Genomic DNA, 23,785 nt, shown 5'->3' with positions numbered 1-23,785 from the left:
ATTTCAATCAACAGCAATCCATTTGAAAAAGCGCAGTTCGATCATTGAAGATAACCAGATAGCCAGTCTGGTATAAGCTGGGAGATAATCAAGTATTATGCTTGGGATGCGCCCCGGGAAAGAGCGCAGAGGAGATCAAAAAGCGGTATTTACTGGATATGGGCCAACACGCCATCCAGCTCATCCAGTGAATTGTAGGAAATGACCAGCTTGCCTTTTCCTTTGGCACTGCACTGAATGGCAACCCTGGCTCCTACCTTTTCCGACAGCTCATCTTCAAGCTGCTTTATATTAGGGTCAAGCCGCTTAACGGTTTTTCCGCCTTTTTCCTTTTCCTGCTGGATTCGTCGAACCAGTGCTTCCGTCTGACGAACAGACAATCCCTTTGCGGTCACGGTTCGGGCTACTTCTAACTGATCCAGTTCGCCCAGGGAAAGCAACGCTCTGGCATGGCCCATTTCCAGGTCGCCATATTCCAGCATTTTCTTTACTTCAGGGTTCAGGGCCATCAGTCGCAAGATATTAGCAACGGCAGCCCTGGACTTACCGACGGCCTGGGCCACTTCCTGCTGGGTCAGTTCGAACTCTTTTTGCAGTCTGGAAAGTGCAATCGCTTCTTCAATTGGGTTCAGGTCTTCCCGCTGGATGTTTTCGATCAGTGCCATGGCAATGGCAGCTTCATCGGGAACATCACGAATCAGGGCAGGAACGTCCGCAAGGCCTGCCAGCTGTGCTGCACGCCAGCGACGCTCACCGGCAATGATTTCATAGCGATTCTGCCCGGCCGGACGAACCACGATAGGCTGCATGATGCCCTGTTCTTTAATACTTTCAGCCAGCTCTTCCAGGGCATCAGGGTGCATGTCTCGGCGGGGCTGGTACTTGCCACGCACCAGAAACTCAACGGGCAGGTCTTTCATTGTCCCATCCAGTGACTCCTTGACCGGTGATGGCCCGGCAAGATCATTGGACAGGGATGCCGGTAGCCTGGCGCTTCCCAGCAGTGCATTCAAGTTAGTACCGAGACGTTGTTTCGCCATGGGTCAGTGAGTTCCTGTTTTCCTTGTCGACTTGCCGTTAAGCCCCTTGATGTCATGCTTGCGTACCAGCTCGCCGGCCAGGGCCAGATAAGCCACCGCACCACGGGAGTTCCGGTCGTAGGCCAGTACCGGCTTACCATGACTCGGTGCCTCGGCAAGTCGAACATTACGGGGAATCACGGTGCGATAGACCTGATCACCAAAATGGTTGATGAGCTGTCTTGATACTTCGGTGGTCAGCGTCATCCTCGGGTCATACATGGTGCGCAGCAGACCTTCGATGTGCAAGTCGGGATTGATGGTTTCCCTCAGGCCTGCAATGGTTTCCATCAGGGCAGTCAGACCTTCCAGTGCATAGTATTCGCACTGCATCGGGATAATCACCCCACGGGCAGCCACCATGGCATTAATGGTCAGCATGTTCAGAGAGGGAGGGCAGTCAATCATGATAAAGTCGTACTGATCTTCAACCCTGGCAAGGGCGTCATGGAGTCTGGATTCCTTGCGATCCATCTCCATCAACTCAACCTCTGCTGCCGTCAGGTCGGCGTTTGCCCCCAGAACATCATAACCGCCATCCCGGGATGGCAGGATTGCCTGTTCGATATCACAGCGCCCGGTCAGTACATGGTAAACGGACCATTGCTGAGCATGTTTGTCGATTCCGCTGCCCATGGTGGCATTCCCCTGGGGGTCAACATCAATAAGCAGTACCCGCTGCTTACTGGCCGCCAGGGAAGCCGATAGGTTAACGCAGGAAGTGGTTTTGCCAACCCCCCCCCTTCTGATTGGTTACCGCTAGAATTTTAGCCACAGCCGTTTAATACCATTCAATGCCTGTTACGCAAAATGACAAGATGACGATCGCCGTCTGTACCCGGTACCTTTAAAGGCTCACAGCCAACCAGCTCAATTTCGTGACGATCCATCAATTCCTTCAATTCTTCTTCAGGATATAGCCCTTTCATGGCCAGATAAACACCTGAAGGCGATAATAAGTGTTTTGTACCATCTACCATATTAACCAATGAGCTGAATGCCCGTGAAGTAATGGCGTCAAAAGGCACATCCACCTGAAAAGACTCTACGCGGGAATTAGCAACTGCCAGGTTATTGAGCTGAAGGTCCAGTTTTGCCTGAAGCATGAAGCGGGTCTTCTTGCCATTGCTGTCCAGTGTCGTGAATTGTTTATCGGGGTACATAATCGCCAGAACCACGCCAGGCAGCCCGGGGCCTGAGCCTACATCCAGAATCGCCTCACCGGAAATATGGGGAACAATACTCAGACTATCCACAATATGCCTGAAGACCATCTCTCTGGGATCACGGATGGCGGTGAGATTGTAGGCTTTATTCCACTTGTTCAGCAGCAGAACATAGCGGGTCAGCAAATCCGTTTGAACCGGGGACAAATCAAGACCGAGTGATTTGGCACCCCGGCCAATGTCGTTCTGTAAGATCTGAGCCAGGGAGTGGTCGGTTAATGATGATGGGGAAGCGTTCATGGATTCCTTCAGCCAGCGGGCGGTAAGCCTTGCAGTGACGATAAGCTATCTGGATGCCGTCTGGCTTTACTGATGAGAATAGATAACTGATCAGTCTATTTCATAACTTTGATAAAATCGACGCAATCATTCATTCATCGCCTGCAGGGATGCCTGTAAGCCGGCCAACTGTCCTTTTACTTTTTGATAGGCTTCATAGGTTTTGATGGTTTCTGCCAGCCTGGCATCTCTCTCAAGTGGCTCTTTGTCCGGATCATAAACAGCGGTTACATTTTTCGCTAACTCCAATGCCTTCATTGCTTCCACGCAAATACTGACGTTATTGGGTAATCTCGTTGCAGGTTGAGCCACAGGCTGCTGACCATTAGCATGTCTGCCATGATCCTTTGCCACCTGTGCATTAACAACCTCCGCCTGTACATTAACAATCTCCACCTGTTTTCCCAGTTGTGCCGCATAGTATCCAACAAGTGACCTTTTCAATGCACCGCAGCGCATCGCCGTGGCGTAGCAAACCACATCCTGGGCCTCTTTTGAATCGATATCCACCCGGGGGACACAGGTTGCCCATGTACGCTCAATTTTCGAGCACTCAAGTCGTAATTCGAGAATAGCGTCGGTCAGCTGTGTTTTTTTCTTCCGGCGTGCAGCAAGCTCATCTGGTGGATCACATTCTGTTGAACTCTCAGGGGCCTCTGCCCCTGCTGGCTTTTCATTTTTCTCCTGAACACCAGCCTGAGGGGGAGAATCATCAGGCACGTCAGGCAAGGTAATGCTGAACTCCTCCAGTTTTTTGGGTGCAGCATTTTGGTGTCTGGCTGAAGGAATATAGGGGACAACATGTTGCGGCACGGCAGGGAGCATATCGATTATGTCATCATCATCTGGATCACGATTCATAACATCATGAGCCACAGCCATCAGATCCTGCATGACAGCCTCAAAGCCAGGAATAGCCAAAGCGGGAAAGTCGGGTGCCATGGAACTACCTCATTCACAAACTGAAAACTATTTTCTCACTGCGCGCAGACATTCACTTTTTAGAAAAGTTTCAACAGCAGTAGGGGGATTGTGTGGTTGCCGCAGATCACCCGCTGACTGATTAAATTAAGACAGCAGTCTATCAGGCAGGAACATAAAATGAGGTTAATCAAAACTGGTGCAGAGCTGATCAGAAAACGGTTCAGGCCAGTGTTCTAGGCCAGAGTCGACCCTGGCTCCAGGCTGCATAAATCCTGACAACTTTTTGCCGGAAGTGATCCAAGACGATTAACGGACATTAGCTTGTCGGAGCAGGAGAGCAGCGCCGGATGTGAGCCGGGAAGCCCTTCCGGGATCTCCTGGCCAATGGCTTGATAATGGTCAACCCAGAACGGCATCAGCTCTCCGGTTGCCATATCCCGGAAACTCATGGGTGTTTCTTCAAACAGGAAAATGCCTTTATTGGCATGGCGAAACGCATGAACAATTAATTCACTGCAATACCAGCTTTTCTGGTGTTCTTCCTGATTCTGCCGGTAGTGAGGGTCATAGGATACCGCAAGCTGCTGCTCTGCAAACGCCAGAGCATCCGGTACCAGTGCCGAGTAGCTCGATGCCAGCCGACAGACCAGGACACACGGTCTGCCATGGTTGTCTAATACCGAGCTGCTGACAAAGCCATCCAAAGCAGTTTTCTGCACCCGGGGCATGACAGCCTCTATAACCATGCCATCTCCGTCATAGAGCGCAACATGATTAATGGCTGCACCATCCCGACCCGAAAAGAGCCGACTGATAACCCATTCGGCTTCTCCACCTGAGCGCAGTTGAAAAAGCAGGTCACCTGGCAAGAGGTCTTTGGCGATCACATTAGCTGGCATTACAGTGACTGGCAGCGCTTTATCCATAACGAACCCAATATCTGAAGATCATCCCGTAATGGCGGTACAGGCAATATAAAGAATCATGTTCAGGAGTATAGAACCTGTCAGGCCATTTCATTCCGCAACAGGTCAAGTACCTGACGGGTATCAGGACGAACACCACGCCAAATGGCAAACTGCTTGGCCGCCTGTTCAACCAGCATACCAAGCCCGTCAATGGTTTTACCTGCCCCCTGCTCACGACACCAGCGATTGAAAACGGTTTCATCGGCACCGTACATCATGTCATAACAGCAGGTGTTCTGATCAATAATATGGCCGGGTATGGGCGGTATCTCTCCCTGCAGGCTGGCAGCGGTGCCGTTGATCACCAGGTCAAAACGGCCCTCTATATCGTCGAATCCACAGGCTGAAATGGCTTTATCCGTAAAGAGTTCAACCAGCGTATCAGCCTTGCTACGGGTTCGATTGGCAATCACAACCTCAACCGGTTGCTCGGCCAGCAGGGGCTCAAGCACCCCTCTCACGGCACCACCGGCCCCCAGAATAAGTACCCGAGCGCCTTTAATGGTTACACCGTTATTTGCCTGAAGGTCTGCCACCAGGCCAAGCCCATCGGTGTTGTCCCCATGGAGCTGGCCATGTTCCTGCCACAAGGTGTTTACCGCCCCGGCTTTTTCTGCTCGCGACGTTCTCTTCTGCGCTAACTGCCACGCCTCTTCCTTAAAGGGTAAGGTGATACTTAACCCCAGATCACCGTTTTCAAAGAATTCATCAATCGCTTTTTTAAAGCCGCCAACGTCAACCAACAGGGCGGTGTAACGCAGACTTTGGTCAGTCTGATCAGCAAACAGTGTGTGAATGACCGGTGATTTGCTGTGGGCAATAGGGTTCCCCATTACTGCATACGTGTCTACTGGCCCAGCCATGATTCAGACCCTCTTGATTTATGCCCAGTCTCTTGGTTTTAAAAATTCGTCATACAGTCGTGCCTCTTCACTGCCAGGCTCTGGACTCCAGTTGTAATCCCAGCGTACATGAGGCGGCAATGACATAAGGATAGACTCCGTACGACCGCCGGACTGCAGACCAAACAAAGTACCCCTGTCGTATACCAGGTTGAATTCCACATAACGGCCACGCCGGTACTCCTGAAAACGCTTGTGCTGCTCCGAGTAAGGCAGGGATTTACGGCGCTGTACAATGGGCAAATAAGCATCAATAAAGCTGTCGCCAACCGACTGCATAAACTCAAAACTGCGTTCAAATGGCCACTCATTCAGGTCATCGTAGAACAGTCCGCCGATCCCCCGGGGTTCATTGCGGTGTTTAAGGAAGAAGTATTCATCACACCACTTTTTATAGCGGGGGTAGACATCATCCCCAAAGGGATCACAGGCCTGTTTGGCCACCTGATGCCAGTGCTGACAATCTTCTTCAAAGCCGTAGTAAGGCGTCAGGTCATAGCCGCCGCCAAACCACCAGATCGGTGCTTCTCCATCTTTATGGGCGATCAGCATCCGGACATTGGCATGGGACGTTGGCACAAATGGATTATCCGGGTGGATCACCAGGGAAACCCCCATGGCCTGAAAACTTCTGCCAGCCATGTGTGGTCGATGGGCAGTGGCGCTGGCAGGGAGCTGATCCCCGGTTACATGGGAAAAATTCACACCGGCTTTTTCAAACACCGTGCCCCCTTCAAGCACTCTGGCTTTACCGCCACCATCCCCCTTGTTGCCGGAGCCAAGGTAGTCCCACTGGTCTTCCCTGAAGGAGCCCCTGGTTTCTTCTGCTTCAATCGCGGTGCAGATGCGATTCTGCAAATCCAGGAGGTATTGCTTTACGAGATCTACAGACGGTTCTGACATTCCGGGACCATTCCTGAGTTTTAGTAATATTAGCCAGCCCTTACCAGCTGCCCCGAACGCAGGTCCTGAATCTTTGAGGGTGTTTTCTGCTCTCCGGTTTCGCCGGGAACAATGCCATCCAGCAGTGAGCCAAACACGTCCTCTACACCAGAAAACGTTAACAGCGGGTCCTTACCGGCAAGGTTTGCTGACGTAGACACTATCGGGTGCCCTGTTGCTTCACACAGTGTTTTCACCAGTGGATGCGCAGTAATACGAACAGCAACCGTATCAAACTGCCCCCTGACCCAGTCGGGTGCCCAGCCAGCAGGGTCTGGAATAAGCCAGGTATAAGGACCTGGCCAGGTAGACTTCAGCCGGGCTCTTTCTTCACAAGAGAGGGGATTAAGTAGCGGGAAAAACTGATCCTCTGAAGCACCAATCAGAATGACCCCTTTTTCAACCGGTCGCTGTTTGATGTCAAGAATCCGATAAACAGCCTGCTGGTTCCAGGGGTCACATCCCAACCCCCATACGGCTTCTGTGGGGTAAGCGATGACACCGCCACTTCTGATTATTCTGGCTGCCTGATCTACATCCATCATGAAACATCTCTCAGAGATAACTCTCAGCTAGTTAACGGCTGTCGGAGAACAGCGTCTTTCGCAAGAACTGCTTCAGCATTCGCCAGATAGTCAGCCCGAAATTACAACACACAGGCTACTGAACACACAGGCTACTGATAGTTTCCGAAGCATCACCAGTAAGGTTCGCTAGTCTAGCAAGAGAAGTTCAGAAGCAACACCCGGAAATGTAAAGCACGATCCTTTCCGCTGATTCACAAATCAGCCAAGACGAATAAAACCACCGGATGTGGACTCTATTACGCCATCAAGCTCCATTTCGGTCAGCACCACAGAAAGCTCCGCAAAGGGAATCCCGGACAGTGTGCTGATTTGATCTGCACTGACAACGTCAAACCCCATCACTTCAATAACTTTAAGCCGCAGTGGGTCGGTCTCTTTGCGACTGGGAGTGGATGGAGAGAATTCATTCATAACACCATGGAGCTGTGGTGCGAGTTCAATTAATACATCATCAGGGCTTTCTACCAGCACTGCACCTTCACGGATCAGCTTATGACACCCTCGGCTTAACGGGTTCAGCACCGAACCCGGTATGGCAAAAACCTCACGCCCCTGCTCCGCAGCCAACCTTGCCGAGATTAATGAGCCGCTTTCCAGTGCGGCTTCAACCACCAGAACGCCAAGGGATAAACCGGACAGAATACGATTGCGACGGGGAAAGTTACCGGCAAAGGGTTTTGTTCCCAGTGGGTATTCACTGACGATGGCCCCCTGACTGGCAATCAACTGATAAAGATCCTCATGCCTTGCCGGATAAACCTGATCCACACCGGTACCCAACACGGCGACTGTCGCACCATAACAACCCAGTGCGCCCTGGTGGGCCGCCGCATCGATTCCCAGTGCCATACCACTGGTAATCACCAGGCCACTTCTTGATAAGTGTTCACAAAACTCCCGGGCCACCCGGCGACCATTGGGTGTCGGCCTTCGGCTACCGACAACGCCCAGCTGTGGCTCACTGATTAGCTGACTGTTACCAATGACGTAGAGCACAACCGGTGCATCAGGCAGCTCTTTCAGCGCTTTGGGATAGAGATGGGAGTCCGGTGTCACAATGGTATGGGCCTGACTGGCTTCCAGCCATGTCTGTGTCAGGTGCAACTGTTTCTGAATAGATGGGTCTCTGTGGGCATTGACCAGCAAACTGGCCAGTTTCTCCGGAATAATCTCTTTCAGTTGGTTAAATGGTACGGAAAAAAGCTGGCTGGGATGTTGGAATTTGTCGATAAGCTGGCTGGATTTGATGGGGCCCAGCCCCGGAATCAGGGAAAGGGTTAGCCAGGGGAGCAGTTGTAACCAGTCCTTCTGGTTGGTATCAGTGTATATCATTGAATTCTCTTTCCGGAGTTGTGTGGCTTATTCTGGTTATTAACAGCTCTGTCCGAATAAGCCACACATCCAATGAAGCACCCGTAAACATTCGGGCTGTTGTTTGAATAAATGGTTACTTATGGTTGTGGGCTCCGGAGGATATAGCCAACTTCAATATCCTCTTTAGCTGATAGCACAATACCATAGCTCATTTTTTCAAAAGGTCGATAAACCATCACCAAACCGATTCTCTCGGATGGCAGAGTAACCTGTTCATTGGTAAATGGGTCCAGGGCTTCCTGTGTCTTTCGATAGACGGCCAGGACATCCCCCTGCCTGAGACGTTCCCGTTCTCCTTTGTTGATAACCACCGTATCAAACTTGGAAACCTTTTTGGTGTTGTTCAGGCTAGCGGTGACAATGCCTTCTAAAGGTGCAGTCGGCGCTCTTGGAAAAAACGTCGTGACCAATCCGCTGGCATCCTGGCTGACCACCCGGTCACCGGGTTTCATCTCCATGTTACTTTCCTGCACGACCATGGAGGCAACCCCTTCCCTGACATGACTCAAGTTGATGGTTCCCACATCAATACCAATAAGCCCCAGCAATTCATCGGTTTCCGGGTCAACAATCTGCTGACCACGGCGGACGACATCAAATCGCAGGTTGTGCCCGGCAAAATCGCCCCGTGCGTATATTTTATCCCCGGCCCCTGAAGCCAATTTGCCATCTTTCGCAGCAAACACATAAGGTGCGTTATTCAGCTGCTCCTCGCTGGAAAAGACATGACCGCCCTTTAAATAACTTTGCACAGCACTCAAAGGAATCGCCGGGATTGCTGACTCTCCGGGCTTCACCCGGATTTTTGGTGTTAATTTAATCGTTCGACCTGGCTTCCCGCGACTGGCAATCATCAGCCTGGGCTGGCCATTGATATAAACCAGACTGACGACATCGCCAGGGTAAATCAGATGGGGATTCTCTATCTGGGGGTTAGCGTGCCAGATTTCCGGCCATAACCAGGGGCTGTCCAGAAACGTAGTGGATATATCCCAGAGGGTATCGCCTTTCTCAACGGTGTACCTGCTGGGGGAGTCTGCCTTTACCGGGCTATCGAATGCCAGTCCCAGTGAAGACATGCAAAGCAGGATTCCTGCCAGAGCAAAGCGTCTCATTGTCGTCCCGATCCCTTGAATAGTTTTTAGTTTACGTTAGGGCCTGTTGAGTTTTTGTGTGCCACACCAGATTTTCTTCGCTTAGACCATCCGAACAGTGTATCAACCGCTTCAGCCTGTGGGCAATCGGCTCTCTGTTAGTTCTCGGCGTTCATATCTGATTCTCAAGATCAGGTCACATAAATCGCCCTGCATTCTCAGCGCTGGATCAGGAAGAATAAGGCTACTATTAGTTGTTGTTGTAGTTTCCTGAGCCAGTATCCCGGTGTGGCTTTGATAAAGGAGCGGCCTGGATAAAGGAGCGACTTTGAAACAGAACAGCCTGATGTTTCTGGCAGTGTTAGCCTCTGTTGTCAGTTTGCTGGTGATGGCAGAAACGCCCATCCTGCATAAGTCACACGGACTCTCACGATTTGACGATCTTAAATACCCGGAAGGCTTCAGTCACTTCGATTACGTCAATCCTCATGCCCCGAAAAGAGGCAAACTGAATATTGCCGCCATTGGTGTCTTTGATACGTTAAATCCATATTCCCAAACCGGAACCCACATCTCCCAAATCTCACCGCTGCGATTTTTTACTCTGGGTTTTCTCGGTTTGAACGAACCCCTGATGGTGGGGACGGGCGCTTACAGTCCGACCGGCGATGAAGCCCGCTCTGCTTATGGCCTGATTGCCCAATCAGTGGAGTACCCTGACGACAGCCAATGGATAACCTTTAACCTCCACCCCAACGCCCGCTTTCATGATGGCCATTCGATTACGGCAGAGGACGTTGCGTTCTCTTTTGAGTACCTGCGCGCCAAAGGCCCGGTCAAATATCAGATTCAGCTTAAGCCCATTGCGCGTGTTGAGGTTCTTGATCAACACCGGGTTCGCTTTCACTTCAAGAGGTCTGGCAACCGGGATCAACTGTTCTGTGCTGCCGAGCTGCCAGTTCTGCCTGTGCACTACTGGCAAGACGGGCTTAACGGAAAATCCAGACTGACGCCGCCACTGGGCAGTGGCCCCTACAAAATCACCCATGTGGAAGGAGGGTCATCGGTTACCTTTACCCGGGTTAAGGATTACTGGGGGAAGGATCTGCCGGTAAACCGGGGCAAATACAACTTCGATCAGATCACGCTCTATTTCTATCGGGATCTGACCACCGCCTTTGAAGCTTTTAAATCCGGGGCGCTTAGCCTCTATTTTGAACCCATTGCCAAAAACTGGACCAGAGCCTACAACTTTCCCGACATCATCTCTGGCAAAGTGATAAAGGCTGAAATTCCAACCAAAATGATTATTGGCAGCCCAATGGTCGTGTTCAACACCCGCCGGGCTCCCTTTAATGATATTCGGGTAAGAAAAGCGCTTGGCTATCTGCTGGATTTTGAGTGGAGCAATCGGACACTGTTTGAAAACGCCTATGTCCGGGCCAACAGTTACTTTCCAAACTCCATATACGCCGCTTCAGGTCTGCCCTCTGCCCATGAACAGGCGCTGTTAGCCCCATTTCGCACGCAACTGCCCGATGCCCTGTTCCATCAGCCATTTTTATCCCCCAAAACCCGGGGCGATGGTTCGATCAGAGCCCAACAGCAACAGGCTCTGGCACTATTGAATGAAGCAGGCTGGCAGTTCAAGGGGGGCAAACTGGTCAACCAACAGCAAGAACCGCTGACGTTTGAGCTGATCACTTCCAGTCATCTGGCGGACAGGCTTGTTTTGCCATTTAAAAAGAACCTGGCCAGCATCGGTATTGAGCTGAAATACCGGGTTCTCGACATCAGCAACTATTTACAGCGAGTGAGAAAGCTGGATTTTGATACCATGGGTAATGCCTATTCCCTGGGACTCTCGCTGGGCAGTGAGCTATTCAGGTACTTTCACTCCAGTAATGCGGATATACCCGATACCCAGAATCTGGCCGGTATCAAAAACCCGGTGATTGATGCGCTGCTGGAGAAAATACCAAGAGCCGGGAGTCAGAAAGAGCTGGAAACCATTATTCACAGCCTTGACCGGGTGCTGCTTTGGAATCACTACGGTATTCCACTCTGGTACTTTGGCAAAGTCAGACTTGCCCTCCAGAGCAATATCAAGCGACCGGCAATAACCACGGATTACCCAATGATCATCAATACCTGGTGGCAGGCGGAATAAGTCCGGCTAGGTACAGACTGAATTTGCAGATATACTGAAAGGTCAACAAACTTCATTATCGACTGCCTCACCTGAGATCACTGATGGCTCTACTGGAAATACTTGAATACCCTGACCAAAGACTTCGTACGGTTGCCAAACCTGTAGCGGAGGTCAATGACGACATTCGACGTATCGTTGATGACATGCTGGAGACCATGTACGACGCCAAGGGCGTGGGTCTGGCGGCAACCCAGGTGGATATTCATCAGCGCATCGTGGTTATGGATCTTTCTGAAGAGGGTAACGAGCCCCAGGTGCTTATCAACCCAGGCTATGAGCCCATCGGCGATGAAAAGTCCGACTTCCAGGAAGGCTGTCTATCAGTCCCCGGCTTTTATGAACTGCTGGACCGCTACGCTCAAGTGAGACTCACCGCTTTAGATCGCGATGGCAATGAGTACACACGGGATTACGACGGACTGGCAGCGGTCTGTGTCCAGCACGAGCTGGATCACCTGGAAGGAAAACTGTTTATCGACACGCTGTCCCGCCTGAAACAGGACCGTATCAGGAAAAAGCTTGGCAAAAGAAAACACTGATGAAAAGCCTTCGAATTATCTTTGCCGGAACCCCTGAGTTTGCCAGTGCACACCTTCAGGCCATTCTGGATAGTCAACACCAGGTGATCGCCGTCTATAGCCAGCCGGACAGACCTGCAGGGCGTGGTCAGAAACTCCTGCCCTCACCGGTCAAATCCCTAGCTGTTACCCACAATATTCCCGTTTTCCAGCCAAAGTCCCTGAGAAATGCAGACGCTCAGCAGGAACTTGCCGCTCTGGATGCAGATCTGATGGTGGTGGTTGCCTATGGTTTGATTCTGCCACAGGCGGTGCTCGACACTCCAAAGCTGGGCTGTATTAATGTGCATGGCTCCATTTTGCCAAGATGGCGCGGAGCAGCCCCGATTCAGCGGGCTATTGAAGCCGGTGACACTGAGTCCGGTGTCACCATTATGCAGATGGACGCCGGACTGGATACCGGCGACATGTTGCTGAAAGCTTTTTGCCCCATCCACCCAACCGATACCGCATCGGACCTTCATGACCGTCTGATTGCAGTGGGTCAGCCTGCTCTTGTTCAGTCGCTTGATGACATTGCCGCTGGCCATATTCATCCGGAAAAACAGGATGACAACCTGGCAAACTACGCCCATAAGATGAGTAAAGAAGAAGCACGGCTGGACTGGCAAACATCCGCACAGGCCCTGGACCGGCAGATTCGGGCATTCAATCCCTGGCCTGTGGCGATCACCGCGTTGGATGACACGAACATCCGTGTCTGGGAAGCAATAGCCCTGGAAGAAGGCACAACCGAAGCACCGGGAACCCTGATCAAGGCTGATAAAGAGGGTCTGGATATTGCCTGCCATGAAGGCACCCTGCGCATTAAACGGCTGCAGTTGGCTGGAAGCCGTGCAATGACGGTGCAGGAGCTGCTGAACAGCAAAAAAGCGATGTTCAGCACCGGAAAACAATTCAGTTAGGCGCTTTTTTACCTGATATGGCTAAACAATCTTCTGTTCGACAGCTGGCAGCACGGGCGATCACCCGGGTAACTCTGGGCGAATCACTGGGCAGTGTACTGCCGCAGTTGCAGGAAAAACTGTCAAAAAAAGACCAGCCATTATTGGCTGAGCTTTCCTATGGCACACTCCGTTACTACCACCGGCTGGATGCCTGGCTTAAGTTTCTCACCGAGAAACCCCTGAAAGAAAAAGAGCAGGACATTCATAACCTGATTCTGGTTGGTCTGTATCAACTGTTCTTTACCCGCATTCCACCCCATGCCGCCATTGGTGAGACGGTACAGGTAACCCGGACCATGGGTAAGGCCTGGGCCAGGGGCCTGGTCAATGGCATTCTCAGAAATGCCCAGCGCCGGGTTGAAGAGTTGCATGACCTGGAAGAGCGCAGCCCGGTGTGCGACTGGTCACACCCGAAATGGCTGATCAATACCATTAAACGGGCCTGGCCAGAGGATTATCAAGCCATTCTCACGGGTAACAATCAGCCTCCTCCCATGACCCTCCGGGTTAATGAACAGAAGATCAAGCCCGCCAGATACCTGAAAAAACTGCTGGATGACTGTATCACGGCGAAACAGTCCAAAATTGCTCCACAGGCCATCACCCTGGTCAGGCCCAGTGCCGTGGACAAACTACCCATGTTTCATGAAGGAGCTGCCAGTGTTCAGGACGAATCAGCCCAGCTGGCAGCGACCTTGATATCGGCAAAACCCGGTGATCATATTCTCGATGCCTGCTGTGCGCCGGGGGGCAAGACCTGTCACTTGCTGGAACTGAACCCGGATATTACCGTGGATGCACTGGATGCCGATAGCGTCCGCCTGGAAAGAGTGGCTGAAAATCTGCAAAGACTGGGTTTGACGGCGAATGTTCTGTGCGGTGACGCGACAGATCCCGACAGCTGGTTCCCGGGCAAGGCATACGACCACATTCTTCTGGATGCCCCCTGCTCAGCAACCGGCGTTATTCGTCGCCACCCGGATATCAAACTGCTGAGAAAGGCAGAAGATATTGATGCACTGGCTCAGCTGCAACAGAAAATCCTCAAGGCTATCTGGCCGCTGTTGAAACCCGGCGGCACGTTACTTTACGCCACCTGTTCCATCATGCCTCAGGAAAACCATCTGCAGATTGAGCAGTTCCTGTCAGAAACACCCGACGCCAGATTGCAGTCCATTGACGGTCCATGGGGTCACGATACCGGGTTTGGCAAGCAGCTTTTTCCCGGCTCTGGCAGCTCTGTAAACAGCGGCGACGGATTTTTTTACAGCCTGATGGTAAAGATGGATTCCTAAATGAAAATTATCATTCTCGGTGCCGGTCAGGTGGGTGGCACACTGGCAGAAAACCTGGCCAGTGAGGAAAATGACATTACCGTGGTCGATACCGATGCCACGCGACTTCGTGAGCTGCAGGATAAAATCGATATACGAACCATCCAGGGCAAGGCATCGTTTCCCGGGGTTCTGAAACAGGCTGGGGCCGATGAAGCCGATATGCTGGTGGCGGTCACCAACAGTGATGAAGTGAATATGGTGGCCTGCCAGATTGCCTACACACTGTTCCACACGCCGTCCAAAATTGCCCGTATCCGTCAGGCCGCTTACCTGAAAAATGAGAGCCTGTTTGCCAATGCCGCACTGCCGATTGATGTTCTTATCAGCCCGGAGCAAGTGGTTACTAACTACATCAACCGACTGCTGGAGCGTCCCGGAGCCCTTCAGGTTCTCGATTTTGCCGAGGGTCGTGTCCAGCTGGTGGCTATGAAGGCTTATTATGGCGGCCCGCTGGTGGGTCACGAGCTTCGTTATATCCGTGAACACATGCCCAATGTGGATACCCGGGTTGCCGCCATTTTCCGCCGTGGCAATGCCATCATGCCCAAGGGGAACACCGTGATCGAGGTGGACGATGAAGTCTTCTTTATTGCTGCCCGTGAAGATATCCGGGCCGTGATGGGCGAGCTTCAGCGGCTGGATGATGACTACAAGCGCATCATTATTGCCGGTGGTGGCAATATCGGTCTGCGCCTGGCTCAGGCCGTGGAAGACCAATACAAGGTCAAGATCATTGAACACAATATGGAACGTTGCCAGTTCCTGTCAGAAACGCTGACCAAAGCCATGGTTTTCTGTGGCAACGCCTCCGATAAAGAGCTGCTGATCAGTGAGAATATCGAAGATACCGATATCTTCTGTGCGCTGACCAATGACGATGAAGCCAATGTCATGTCCTCCATGCTGGCGAAGCGTCTGGGGGCCCGTAAGGTCATGGCACTGATCAACAATCCCGCCTATGTGGACCTGGTGCAGGGCGGTGAAATTGATATTGCGATTTCTCCACAGCTGGCCACGATTGGCAGCCTGCTCAAGCACGTCAGGCGTGGCGATATAGTAAACGTTCACTCACTGCGCAGAGGCGCTGCTGAAGCAATCGAGGCGATAGCCCATGGTGATGAGCACAGTTCCAAAGTGGTGGGTAAAACCATTCAGGAAGTGGAGTTACCCCAGGGCGCGACCATTGGTGCGATTGTTCGTAATGATCAGGTGCTGATTGCTCACGATACCACCCGAATTGAGTCCGGCGATCATGTGATTCTCTTCCTGACCAATAAGCGCAAAATCCGTGAAGTTGAGCAACTCTTCCAGGTTGGTCTTGGGTTCTTTTAAACCATTGCTTTGTGGTTATCCATCACAGGAAACTATTCCTGACAACTGATGTCCAAGGGAGCTAAATACGATAGCATCGATAGGAAACAACCTTGGACACAAGACTGACCGCCAGCAGAACGGCCACGCCGCCTGATCCTGCCAGTATCGGAACTGACCAGCAAAGCACCGACCTCATTAAAAGATGGTCCACTGCTGGCCGACCTGTAGCAATAGTGAGCCCAATGGTTTCTGTCAAAGCAGATACACCCGTTCATGCAATGACCGGAACCACAACAGCACAAGATGTCACCATCGACCAAGAAACGGCCTACCGTTGGCTGCTAGCGGCATTCCGGATGAGTGAACAACAGACAACAGGTCATAATGAAAGCTCAGCCCCCTCAGCAAGCGGTGGAGAACTGCTGATGAGCAACCCGGCTGCCACCAATGATACAGAGTCTGACTTGTTGGTAACGTCGGTGATTGATTTACCACCCAGGTGTAATATCCTTTAGCCCCCTTTTTTATCTGACAAAAGTCGTTCAGGCTTTATTTTTCCCATGGATTGGGAGTAACCTGCTACAGCATAAAATTAGAATTTCTTATAGCCATTATAAGAACGCAACATGGCAGTTTGTTTGAGCGCCCGGCAATTTCTTACTCCATATCGCCGGGTGCTTGCACTGGATGAAGCAGGAGCACCATGCAGTTTCAGGTTATTCTTCCCATTTTGGGCATTTTGTTAATTTTGTTCAGTACGTCCAGCCTTCCTCCGATTGTCGTGGCACTGCTTTATCAAGAGCAGGAAATGACCATTTTCATCTACACCTTCCTATTGACACTAATGCTGGGCGTTCTCCTCTGGTTCCCTTTCCGGCATATCAAGGATGAGTTGCGCACCCGTGAAGGGTTTCTGGTCACGGCGCTGCTCTGGATTGTTCTGGGCGCAGTGGGTTCACTGCCATTTCTATTGATGGAAAGCCCGGCACTCAGTATCACCGACGCACTGTTTGAGTCCATGTCCGGCTTAACAACCACGGGAGCCACCATTCTGACCGGCATTGAGCACCTGCCCCGCTCTATTCTGTTTTACCGACAGCAGCTGCAATGGCTTGGTGGCATGGGGATTATTGTGCTGGCAGTGGCCATTCTGCCGATGCTGGGGATCGGCGGTATGCAGCTCTATCGCACAGAGACTCCAGGGCCGGTTAAAGATTCAAAACTAACGCCCAGAATTACCGAGACCGCCAAAGCGCTCTGGTTTCTTTACCTTTTTCTAACGGCCGCCTGTGCCCTGGCCTACTGGTTAGCGGGGATGAACCTGTTTGACGCGATCTGCCACAGTTTCACCACCATCGCCATCGGCGGTTTTTCTACTTACGATGCCAGCATGGGCCACTTCAACTCCCCCATGATTATCTCTGTCGCCATCTTTTTCATGCTGATTGCCGGGATCAATTTCGCCCTGCATTTTACCGCCTGGCGCAATAAGTTATTGACCCACTATATTCAGGATCCGGAAGTTAAGTGGTTTCTGGCCATTCTGGGTGTTGTTGGCGCAATCACCGTTGCAACACTCTATCTTTCTGATACCTACTCCCTGACCAAGTCGCTCCGCTATGGTCTGTTTGAAGTGGTATCCGTAGCCACAACCACTGGCTACACCTCATCCTCCAGCTTTACAGCATGGCCGACGTTTCTGCCCCTGCTGTTGTTTTTTACCAGTTTCATGGGGGGGTGTGCAGGCTCTACCGCAGGTGGAATGAAAGTCATCCGGGTTGTTCTGATTGCCAAACAGGGAATGAGAGAACTACGTCGTCTAGTTCACCCTAATGCAGTCTTCACCATCAAGATTGGCGGCAAACCCGTGAGCCCAAGGGTGGGCGAAGCGGTATGGGGGTTCTTTGCCACTTACATTTTGATGTTTGTTCTTCTCTTTCTGGCTTTACTGGCAGCAGGTTTAGACTTTACTACGGCATTTTCAACCATTGCTTCCTGCCTGAATAATCTCGGCCCTGCGCTCGGCGAAGCAGCGTTCAGTTACCAGGGCCTGCCCGATGCCGCAAAGTGGATTCTTACGTTTGCCATGCTACTGGGACGCCTGGAGATTTTTACACTACTGGTGTTGTTTACTCCAACCTTCTGGCGTTATTAATGCCATTACAGCGGCCGGAACAAAGGTAACATATTCTAAATAAAGCAGCGGTTAACCAAAGGCAGGATCAATAAGAACCATGGAAGGAGTCTACGGTTGGAATGCAGAGGATTAAAGTCCGTCCATCAGGCTCTCACCCCCCAGAACCCTGAGCCATTGAGATTCATCCAATGGATTCAAAAACTCAGCAATCTCAGACTCGGTAAAGCTTACCACGCCTGATTTGAGCTTATTATCGTCCCCCTTATTTGAATAAATAAGACTGATATCTGTTTGACAGGAAACATCCCTGAAGGCCAAATCCTGACGCAAGGGAGCGACATTATTGTTGTCAGGAGTCTGGGTACTATGATCTGTTAAGCCCGAAGGGCTCAATACTTTATGCGTTACCTGGTTTGGCTTAACACGGGTATGAGCAACGCTTGACGCCTTTTGAGCGATCACGGATTTCTTGTCTGATTGCCGTACGTCAGAAACAGGATTATTACCAGAACGCTGCCTTTTGGGATGGGCTACTTTCCGACCTGTTACAGTTTTACCTTTTAACTCGCTTTCAGCATTGGATTTTTTGCGCTTTCTGGGGTGATACTTGTAATCAGGATACTTTTTTTTGTGTTCATCCCTTTCTAATGTGGCTTGCTTAACAAAACACTCCTTCTCCTTCTCTGACATTTTTTTCCAATCTTCGGCCACCAGTTTGGAGAATTCACTTTGATGGTATAATGCCTTTACTTCCTTTGCCCTCATGCTGCGAAAAATAATAAATGCATTCCTGGGCCTGGGTACGTGATTGTGCTTTGATTTTACAGAGGCAGTTGTTTCCACCTTTTTTCTATTATTAGTTTCAGGCTCCCTCGCAGGATAAGAAAACGGCGCACCAACTGGACCAGAATTCGTTACATGCACTGTTAAAAAACCTCTCTAAAATCGGCTTGGACAACTTTTTGAGCTTTTAAGTTCCCAATAGGCACCCTTAATGTTTACCCACATTGTTCACAACTTATCCACAGCTTAAACTTAATCGCACAAACCGGTATACTCCCTCTCTATTTTTACAGTCGAACCCTGCGAGTGATCACTCATAGGGAAACCTGCGCCAGGTGAATAAGTAGCTAACCATATGAAATCATATATTTCTGACTCCTTGTTCAGGCACTCTGCTTCGTTACAACTCCGGTCACATAGCTACGGCTATGCTCCCTCCGTTGTACCTCGCATAGCACCTGCCCAAGTAGCCAGAAATATATGATTTCATATGGCCAGCTACTTAAACCGGTCATCGATAATTGCTCGCAACACAACGCTCAATGTTCAAAAAACGACCCGTTTACATTTGAGCCTCCAAGAGGTAGAAAAGTGACTTCCCAGAGCACACCAGATATCTATACATTCCAGGGGCTGATCCTCGCCCTGCAACAATTCTGGGCCCAACAGGGCTGCGTTATCATGCAACCACTGGATATGGAAGTGGGTGCGGGTACTTTCCATCCAGCCACTTTTCTGCGAGCCATCGGCCCGGAAAACTGGAACTCGGCTTATGTTCAGCCCAGCCGTCGCCCTACCGATGGCCGTTACGGTGAAAACCCCAACCGCCTGCAACATTATTACCAGTTCCAGGTGGTGATGAAGCCATCCCCCGATAATATTCAGGAGCTGTACCTGGAATCTCTCCGGCAACTGGGCATTGATCCACTGGTTCATGACATTCGTTTTGTCGAAGATAACTGGGAGTCGCCCACACTGGGTGCCTGGGGGCTTGGCTGGGAAGTCTGGATGAACGGTATGGAAGTCACCCAGTTCACCTATTTCCAGCAGGTCGGCGGTATTGAGTGTTACCCGGTTACCGGCGAGATCACCTACGGTCTTGAGCGCCTGGCCATGTATATCCAGAATGTCGATAACGTGTATGACCTGGTCTGGACGGTGGGTCCACAGGGTCCGGTCACTTATGGCGATGTGTTCCATCAGCAGGAAGTTGAAATGTCCACCTTCAACTTTGAGTACGCTGACACGGAAGAGCTGTTCAAACAGTTCGATTTCTTTGAACGCGAATCCCGGAAGCTGGTTGATACCGGCCTGCCTCTGCCGGCTTATGAGTACGTTCTGAAAGCTTCACACACCTTTAACCTGCTGGATGCCCGCCACGCGATTTCGGTGACGGAACGTCAGCGTTTTATCCTGCGCGTCAGAACGCTGGCCAGGGCAGTCGCCAAAGCTTACTTCGACAAGCGTCGTGAGCTTGGTTTCCCCCTAGCGGATGACAGCATTCGTGATGAAGTTCTGGCATCTCTTGCCAAAGAAACCGCGCAGGAGGAAAAATAATGAACACATCTCTGAATAAAGCACATAAAGAAGACTTCCTGATTGAGCTGGGCACGGAAGAGCTGCCACCAAAGGCATTAAAAAGCCTGTCTGACGCGTTTACCCGGGGCATTCTTTCCGGTCTTGAACAGGCCCAGATCACATTTACCGATTATGAGTCGTTTGCCGCCCCCCGTCGTCTGGCTCTGCTGATCAAAGGCCTGGATACCGCACAGCCGGATCAACAGCTTGAGCGCAAGGGGCCTGCAGTCAAAGCCGCCTATGATGCCGAAGGCAACCCAAGCAAGGCCGCCCTCGGTTTTGCCCGTTCCAACGGGGTAGATTTTGCCGACCTGGAACAGGAAGAAACACCGAAAGGTGCATGGCTGGTCTACCGCTCGGTCAAACCGGGTCAGGCCAGCAAAGATTTGCTGCCGGAAATTATTACCCAGTCTCTGAATAACCTGCCCATTCCCAAACGTATGCGCTGGGGTGCCAGCCGTACCGAGTTTGTTCGTCCCGTTCACTGGCTGCTGATGCTGCTGGGCAATGAGATTATTGACTGCGAAATTCTCGGCCTGAAAGCCGACAACACAACCCGTGGTCACCGCTTCCACGGGAACCTGGAAATCATCATCAACAACCCTGCAGACTATGCCCAGGTTCTCCATGAACAGGGCAAAGTGATTGCCAACTTTGCAACCCGTCGCGACATTATCCGTGAGCAGGTTGAACAGATGGCTGCCACGATTAATGGTCATTCGGTGATTGATCCGGACCTTCTGGATGAGGTCACCGCGCTCAATGAATGGCCAGTCGCTCTCTGTGGCCGTTTTGATGATGACTTCCTGGCCGTTCCATCGGAAGCACTGATCTCTTCCATGAAAGGCCATCAGAAATATTTCCATGTGGAAAACAGTGCTGGGAAACTCCTGCCGCACTTTATTACCGTGGCCAATATTGACAGTGCCGAACCTCACCTTGTTGTGGCAGGTAATGAGAAAGTCATTCGTCCGCGTCTTGCCGATGCCAAGTTCTTCTACGACACTGACCGTAAACATACACAAGACGATCGTCGCGAAAAACTGAAACCCATTGTCTTCCAGGCACAACTGGGTTCAGTGTTTGCCAAAACAGAACGTATCGCACGACTTGCTTCTTACATTGCGCAAACGGAAGGTGGTGATGCGAAGCTTGCTGAACGTGCCGGTCAACTGTGCAAGTCTGACCTGGTGTCGGAAATGGTGCTGGAGTTTCCCGAGCTGCAGGGCATCATGGGTCAGTACTACGCCGACAACGACGGTGAAAATCCCGAAGTCAGCAAAACGCTGTATGAACAGTACATGCCTCGCTTTGCCGGTGATCAGCTACCTTCAACACTGATTGGCTGTGCCGTTGCCATTGCCGATAAGGTGGACACCATTACCGGTATTTTCGGTATCAATCAGCTGCCAACCGGCAGTAAAGACCCTTTCGCACTGCGTCGTGCCAGCATCGGTGTGCTGCGAATCATTGTTGAGAAGAAACTCAATCTTGATCTGGAAGCACTGATCGATCAGGCGATTCTCGGCTATCAGGAGCAAGGTGTTTCTCTGCCCGCACTGGACAACCTTAATACGACAGTCGTCAATTACATGCTGGAGCGTTTTGATGCTGCTTATCAGGAAGAAGGCATTGCGGTTGAGATCATCAACTCCGTCAAGGCATTGCGCCCTACCCGGCCACTGGACTTTGATCGTCGTATAAAAGCCATTACCCGCTTCAATGCCATGGATGAAGCGGATGCCCTGGCTTCTGCCAACAAGCGAGTATCCAATATTCTGGCGAAAGCCGGGGATATCATTATTCCTGACGCGCTGGATGAGACACTGCTCAGCGAAGTTTCTGAACTTGAGCTTGCCAACATTGTGTTTGCCAAGAAAGAGGAAATCGCCCCCGCTCTGGCAGAAGGTCGTTACGCGCTGGCCATGGAGAGTCTGGCGGCATTAAAGGCACCTGTTGACATGTTCTTTGACCAGGTGCTGGTCAATGCCGAAGATGAAGCTATCCGCCTGAACCGCTATGCCCTGCTGAAACAATTGCGCAGCCTGTTCCTGCAGGTAGCGGATATCTCTTTGTTACAGAAAAGCTAAGCACAACCTGATAAAGTGCGGCACCAGCCGCACTTTTTTATGTGTTTCAGGAGCACTATGACCAGGCTTGTTATTCTGGATCGGGATGGCGTGATCAATGAAGATTCAGACCAGTACATACGGTCTGAACATGAATGGCTTCCTATTCCGGGAAGTATTGAAGCCATTGCCCGTTTGTCATCTGCGGGCTATCGTGTCGTCGTAGCGACCAACCAGTCCGGGTTAGCCCGTGGCTACTTCACTGGCAAAGCGCTCAATGCCATGCACGACAAGCTAATCAGGCTGGTCAAAGAGCAGGGAGGTCATATTGATGGCATCTATTACTGCCCACACGGCCCGGATGACCACTGTCAATGCAGAAAGCCGGCAACAGGGCTTATTGACCAGATTTTTACCGACTACGATGCCAGCCCGGCAGAAACCTGGGTGGTGGGCGATTCACTGCGTGATCTTCAGGCAGGGGTCAGCAGTGGCTGTAAAGTTGCCCTGGTACTGACGGGTAAAGGCGTTAAAACCCACACTAAACTCATCGAACACCCGGAAGCGATTTCTGGTAGCCTATCTGGTAGCAGGGATGTAGCTGTTTATAACAATCTGAACAGCTTTGTAGAAGAACTACTTTCAGAGGGATTTTAATGTCATCAGCTGTCGGTTCTGCAACTACCCGGGCAGTGACCCGGTCAATGGCCACTACCTTTTCTGTTTTAAGGACAACTGTCTTTTATTTGTCGCTGGCAGTCTGGACCGTGTTCTGGGCAATGCTGATGATTCTGTTTATCTACCCTTTCAGGTTTAATCTCCGTCATCGCATTTTTGTCAAAACATGGGCTGTTGTATCAGTATACCTTTGTCGTTTAATTTGCGGAATTCGATGGCGTGTAACCGGAGCAGAGAATATTCCTGATTCTCCCTGTGTCATTATCAGTAACCATCAAAGCACCTGGGAAACGTTTTTCCTGCAAACCTTATTAACTCCCCAGACTCAGGTGATCAAACAGGAGCTACTGAAAATCCCCTTCTTTGGCTGGGCTTTTCAAAAAATCAGGCCCATCGCCATTAATCGTAAGGATGCCCGACAGGCACTTCAGCAGGTCAGAGAGCAGGGCAAAGCGGCACTTGCCCATAACGTCTGGGTCCTTATTTTTCCGGAAGGAACACGCGCGCCTCCCGGTGAACCGGGCAAGTTTTCCCGTGGTGGCGCAGGGCTGGCGAAAGCGGCGGCGGTGGATATTCTTCCCATAGCCCATAACGCCGGTGTTTTCTGGCCGAACAGCTCCTGGATAAAACGCCCCGGAACGATTCAGGTAGAGATCGGGCCCGTCATCAAAACAGAATCCCTTTCGGTGGCAGAAGTCAATGATACCACCCGTGACTGGATTACACGTGCACTGCAAACGATGCAATAACCGACTGCTATTTATCACTCCTTGCATT

The 23,785-nt window shown here is 51.2% G+C and carries 21 protein-coding genes and 1 pseudogene; 11 read left to right on the top strand and 11 right to left on the bottom strand.

Annotated features, from left to right (window positions below):
* Window positions 1-149: 149 nt before the first annotated feature.
* The 10 genes and pseudogenes from O3276_RS15765 to O3276_RS15720 form a co-directional block, all read right to left on the bottom strand.
* On the bottom strand, window positions 150-1,040 hold the full coding sequence (locus O3276_RS15765; protein WP_101747000.1) for a ParB/RepB/Spo0J family partition protein: 891 nt from the start codon (window positions 1,038-1,040) through the stop codon (window positions 150-152).
* 3 nt (window positions 1,041-1,043) lie between these two features.
* A pseudogene (locus tag O3276_RS15760) lies at window positions 1,044-1,854 on the bottom strand (ParA family protein).
* Window positions 1,855-1,870: 16 nt separating this feature from the next.
* Window positions 1,871-2,545 (bottom strand): 16S rRNA (guanine(527)-N(7))-methyltransferase RsmG, encoded by a 675-nt coding sequence (gene rsmG / locus O3276_RS15755; RefSeq protein WP_269672188.1) that lies wholly within the window; start codon window positions 2,543-2,545, stop codon window positions 1,871-1,873.
* A 126-nt stretch (window positions 2,546-2,671) separates the two neighbouring features.
* Window positions 2,672-3,526, bottom strand: a complete 855-nt coding sequence (locus O3276_RS15750; RefSeq protein WP_269672187.1) for a hypothetical protein — start codon at window positions 3,524-3,526, stop codon at window positions 2,672-2,674.
* Between the two features lie 215 nt (window positions 3,527-3,741).
* Window positions 3,742-4,434 (bottom strand): YiiX/YebB-like N1pC/P60 family cysteine hydrolase, encoded by a 693-nt coding sequence (locus O3276_RS15745; protein ID WP_269672186.1) that lies wholly within the window; start codon window positions 4,432-4,434, stop codon window positions 3,742-3,744.
* 80 nt (window positions 4,435-4,514) lie between these two features.
* On the bottom strand, window positions 4,515-5,339 hold the full coding sequence (gene aroE / locus O3276_RS15740) for a shikimate dehydrogenase (RefSeq protein ID WP_269672185.1): 825 nt from the start codon (window positions 5,337-5,339) through the stop codon (window positions 4,515-4,517).
* Window positions 5,340-5,357: 18 nt separating this feature from the next.
* Window positions 5,358-6,281, bottom strand: coding sequence for an oxygen-dependent coproporphyrinogen oxidase (gene hemF / locus O3276_RS15735; protein ID WP_269672184.1), 924 nt, complete (start codon window positions 6,279-6,281; stop codon window positions 5,358-5,360).
* Window positions 6,282-6,310: 29 nt separating this feature from the next.
* A complete protein-coding gene (locus tag O3276_RS15730) occupies window positions 6,311-6,865 on the bottom strand; it encodes an L-threonylcarbamoyladenylate synthase type 1 TsaC (protein WP_269672183.1) in 555 nt (184 codons plus the stop codon).
* A gap of 240 nt (window positions 6,866-7,105) precedes the next feature.
* Window positions 7,106-8,239 carry a DNA-processing protein DprA gene (gene dprA / locus O3276_RS15725; protein ID WP_269672182.1) on the bottom strand — a complete coding sequence of 378 codons (1,134 nt, stop codon included), beginning with the start codon at window positions 8,237-8,239 and terminating at the stop codon, window positions 7,106-7,108.
* Between the two features lie 119 nt (window positions 8,240-8,358).
* Window positions 8,359-9,360, bottom strand: a complete 1,002-nt coding sequence (locus O3276_RS15720; protein ID WP_269672181.1) for a LysM peptidoglycan-binding domain-containing protein — start codon at window positions 9,358-9,360, stop codon at window positions 8,359-8,361.
* Window positions 9,361-9,703: 343 nt separating this feature from the next.
* On the opposite strand from O3276_RS15720, the gene O3276_RS15715 reads away from it, so the two are divergent.
* The 7 genes from O3276_RS15715 (at window position 9,704) to O3276_RS15685 (ending at window position 17,918) form a co-directional block, all read left to right on the top strand.
* On the top strand, window positions 9,704-11,545 hold the full coding sequence (locus O3276_RS15715; protein ID WP_269672180.1) for an extracellular solute-binding protein: 1,842 nt from the start codon (window positions 9,704-9,706) through the stop codon (window positions 11,543-11,545).
* Between the two features lie 83 nt (window positions 11,546-11,628).
* A complete protein-coding gene (def, locus tag O3276_RS15710; protein ID WP_101746989.1) occupies window positions 11,629-12,126 on the top strand; it encodes a peptide deformylase in 498 nt (165 codons plus the stop codon).
* Window positions 12,126-13,070, top strand: coding sequence for a methionyl-tRNA formyltransferase (gene fmt / locus O3276_RS15705; protein ID WP_332328120.1), 945 nt, complete (start codon window positions 12,126-12,128; stop codon window positions 13,068-13,070). Before def ends, fmt begins: the two co-directional genes overlap by 1 nt.
* A 17-nt stretch (window positions 13,071-13,087) precedes the next feature.
* Window positions 13,088-14,407, top strand: coding sequence for a 16S rRNA (cytosine(967)-C(5))-methyltransferase RsmB (rsmB, locus tag O3276_RS15700; RefSeq protein ID WP_269672179.1), 1,320 nt, complete (start codon window positions 13,088-13,090; stop codon window positions 14,405-14,407).
* On the top strand, window positions 14,408-15,781 hold the full coding sequence (gene trkA / locus O3276_RS15695) for a Trk system potassium transporter TrkA (protein ID WP_269672178.1): 1,374 nt from the start codon (window positions 14,408-14,410) through the stop codon (window positions 15,779-15,781).
* A gap of 92 nt (window positions 15,782-15,873) precedes the next feature.
* Window positions 15,874-16,278 (top strand): hypothetical protein, encoded by a 405-nt coding sequence (locus O3276_RS15690; protein ID WP_269672177.1) that lies wholly within the window; start codon window positions 15,874-15,876, stop codon window positions 16,276-16,278.
* A gap of 188 nt (window positions 16,279-16,466) precedes the next feature.
* On the top strand, window positions 16,467-17,918 hold the full coding sequence (locus tag O3276_RS15685) for a TrkH family potassium uptake protein (protein WP_269672176.1): 1,452 nt from the start codon (window positions 16,467-16,469) through the stop codon (window positions 17,916-17,918).
* Between the two features lie 111 nt (window positions 17,919-18,029).
* Here the strand turns inward: O3276_RS15685 and O3276_RS15680 are convergent, their stop codons facing one another.
* Window positions 18,030-18,824 carry an HMG-box domain-containing protein gene (locus O3276_RS15680; RefSeq protein ID WP_269672175.1) on the bottom strand — a complete coding sequence of 265 codons (795 nt, stop codon included), beginning with the start codon at window positions 18,822-18,824 and terminating at the stop codon, window positions 18,030-18,032.
* Window positions 18,825-19,274: 450 nt separating this feature from the next.
* Between O3276_RS15680 and glyQ the strand changes: the two genes are divergently transcribed.
* The 4 genes from glyQ to O3276_RS15660 are packed head-to-tail and all read left to right on the top strand — an operon-like array spanning window position 19,275 to window position 23,757.
* Window positions 19,275-20,240 carry a glycine--tRNA ligase subunit alpha gene (gene glyQ, locus O3276_RS15675; RefSeq protein ID WP_269672174.1) on the top strand — a complete coding sequence of 322 codons (966 nt, stop codon included), beginning with the start codon at window positions 19,275-19,277 and terminating at the stop codon, window positions 20,238-20,240.
* Window positions 20,240-22,351 (top strand): glycine--tRNA ligase subunit beta, encoded by a 2,112-nt coding sequence (gene glyS, locus O3276_RS15670; RefSeq protein WP_269672173.1) that lies wholly within the window; start codon window positions 20,240-20,242, stop codon window positions 22,349-22,351. Before glyQ ends, glyS begins: the two co-directional genes overlap by 1 nt.
* 57 nt (window positions 22,352-22,408) lie before the next feature.
* A complete protein-coding gene (gene gmhB, locus O3276_RS15665; RefSeq protein WP_269672172.1) occupies window positions 22,409-22,987 on the top strand; it encodes a D-glycero-beta-D-manno-heptose 1,7-bisphosphate 7-phosphatase in 579 nt (192 codons plus the stop codon).
* Window positions 22,987-23,757 carry a lysophospholipid acyltransferase family protein gene (locus tag O3276_RS15660; protein WP_269672171.1) on the top strand — a complete coding sequence of 257 codons (771 nt, stop codon included), beginning with the start codon at window positions 22,987-22,989 and terminating at the stop codon, window positions 23,755-23,757. The genes gmhB and O3276_RS15660 overlap by 1 nt, the downstream gene beginning before the upstream one ends.
* Window positions 23,758-23,785 lie beyond the last annotated feature (28 nt).

This window comes from Endozoicomonas sp. GU-1 (genome assembly GCF_027366395.1).
Classification (GTDB): domain Bacteria; phylum Pseudomonadota; class Gammaproteobacteria; order Pseudomonadales; family Endozoicomonadaceae; genus Endozoicomonas.
The sequence above is the reverse complement of the archived record's forward strand: the minus strand, read 5'-3'. Positions and strand labels throughout refer to the sequence as shown.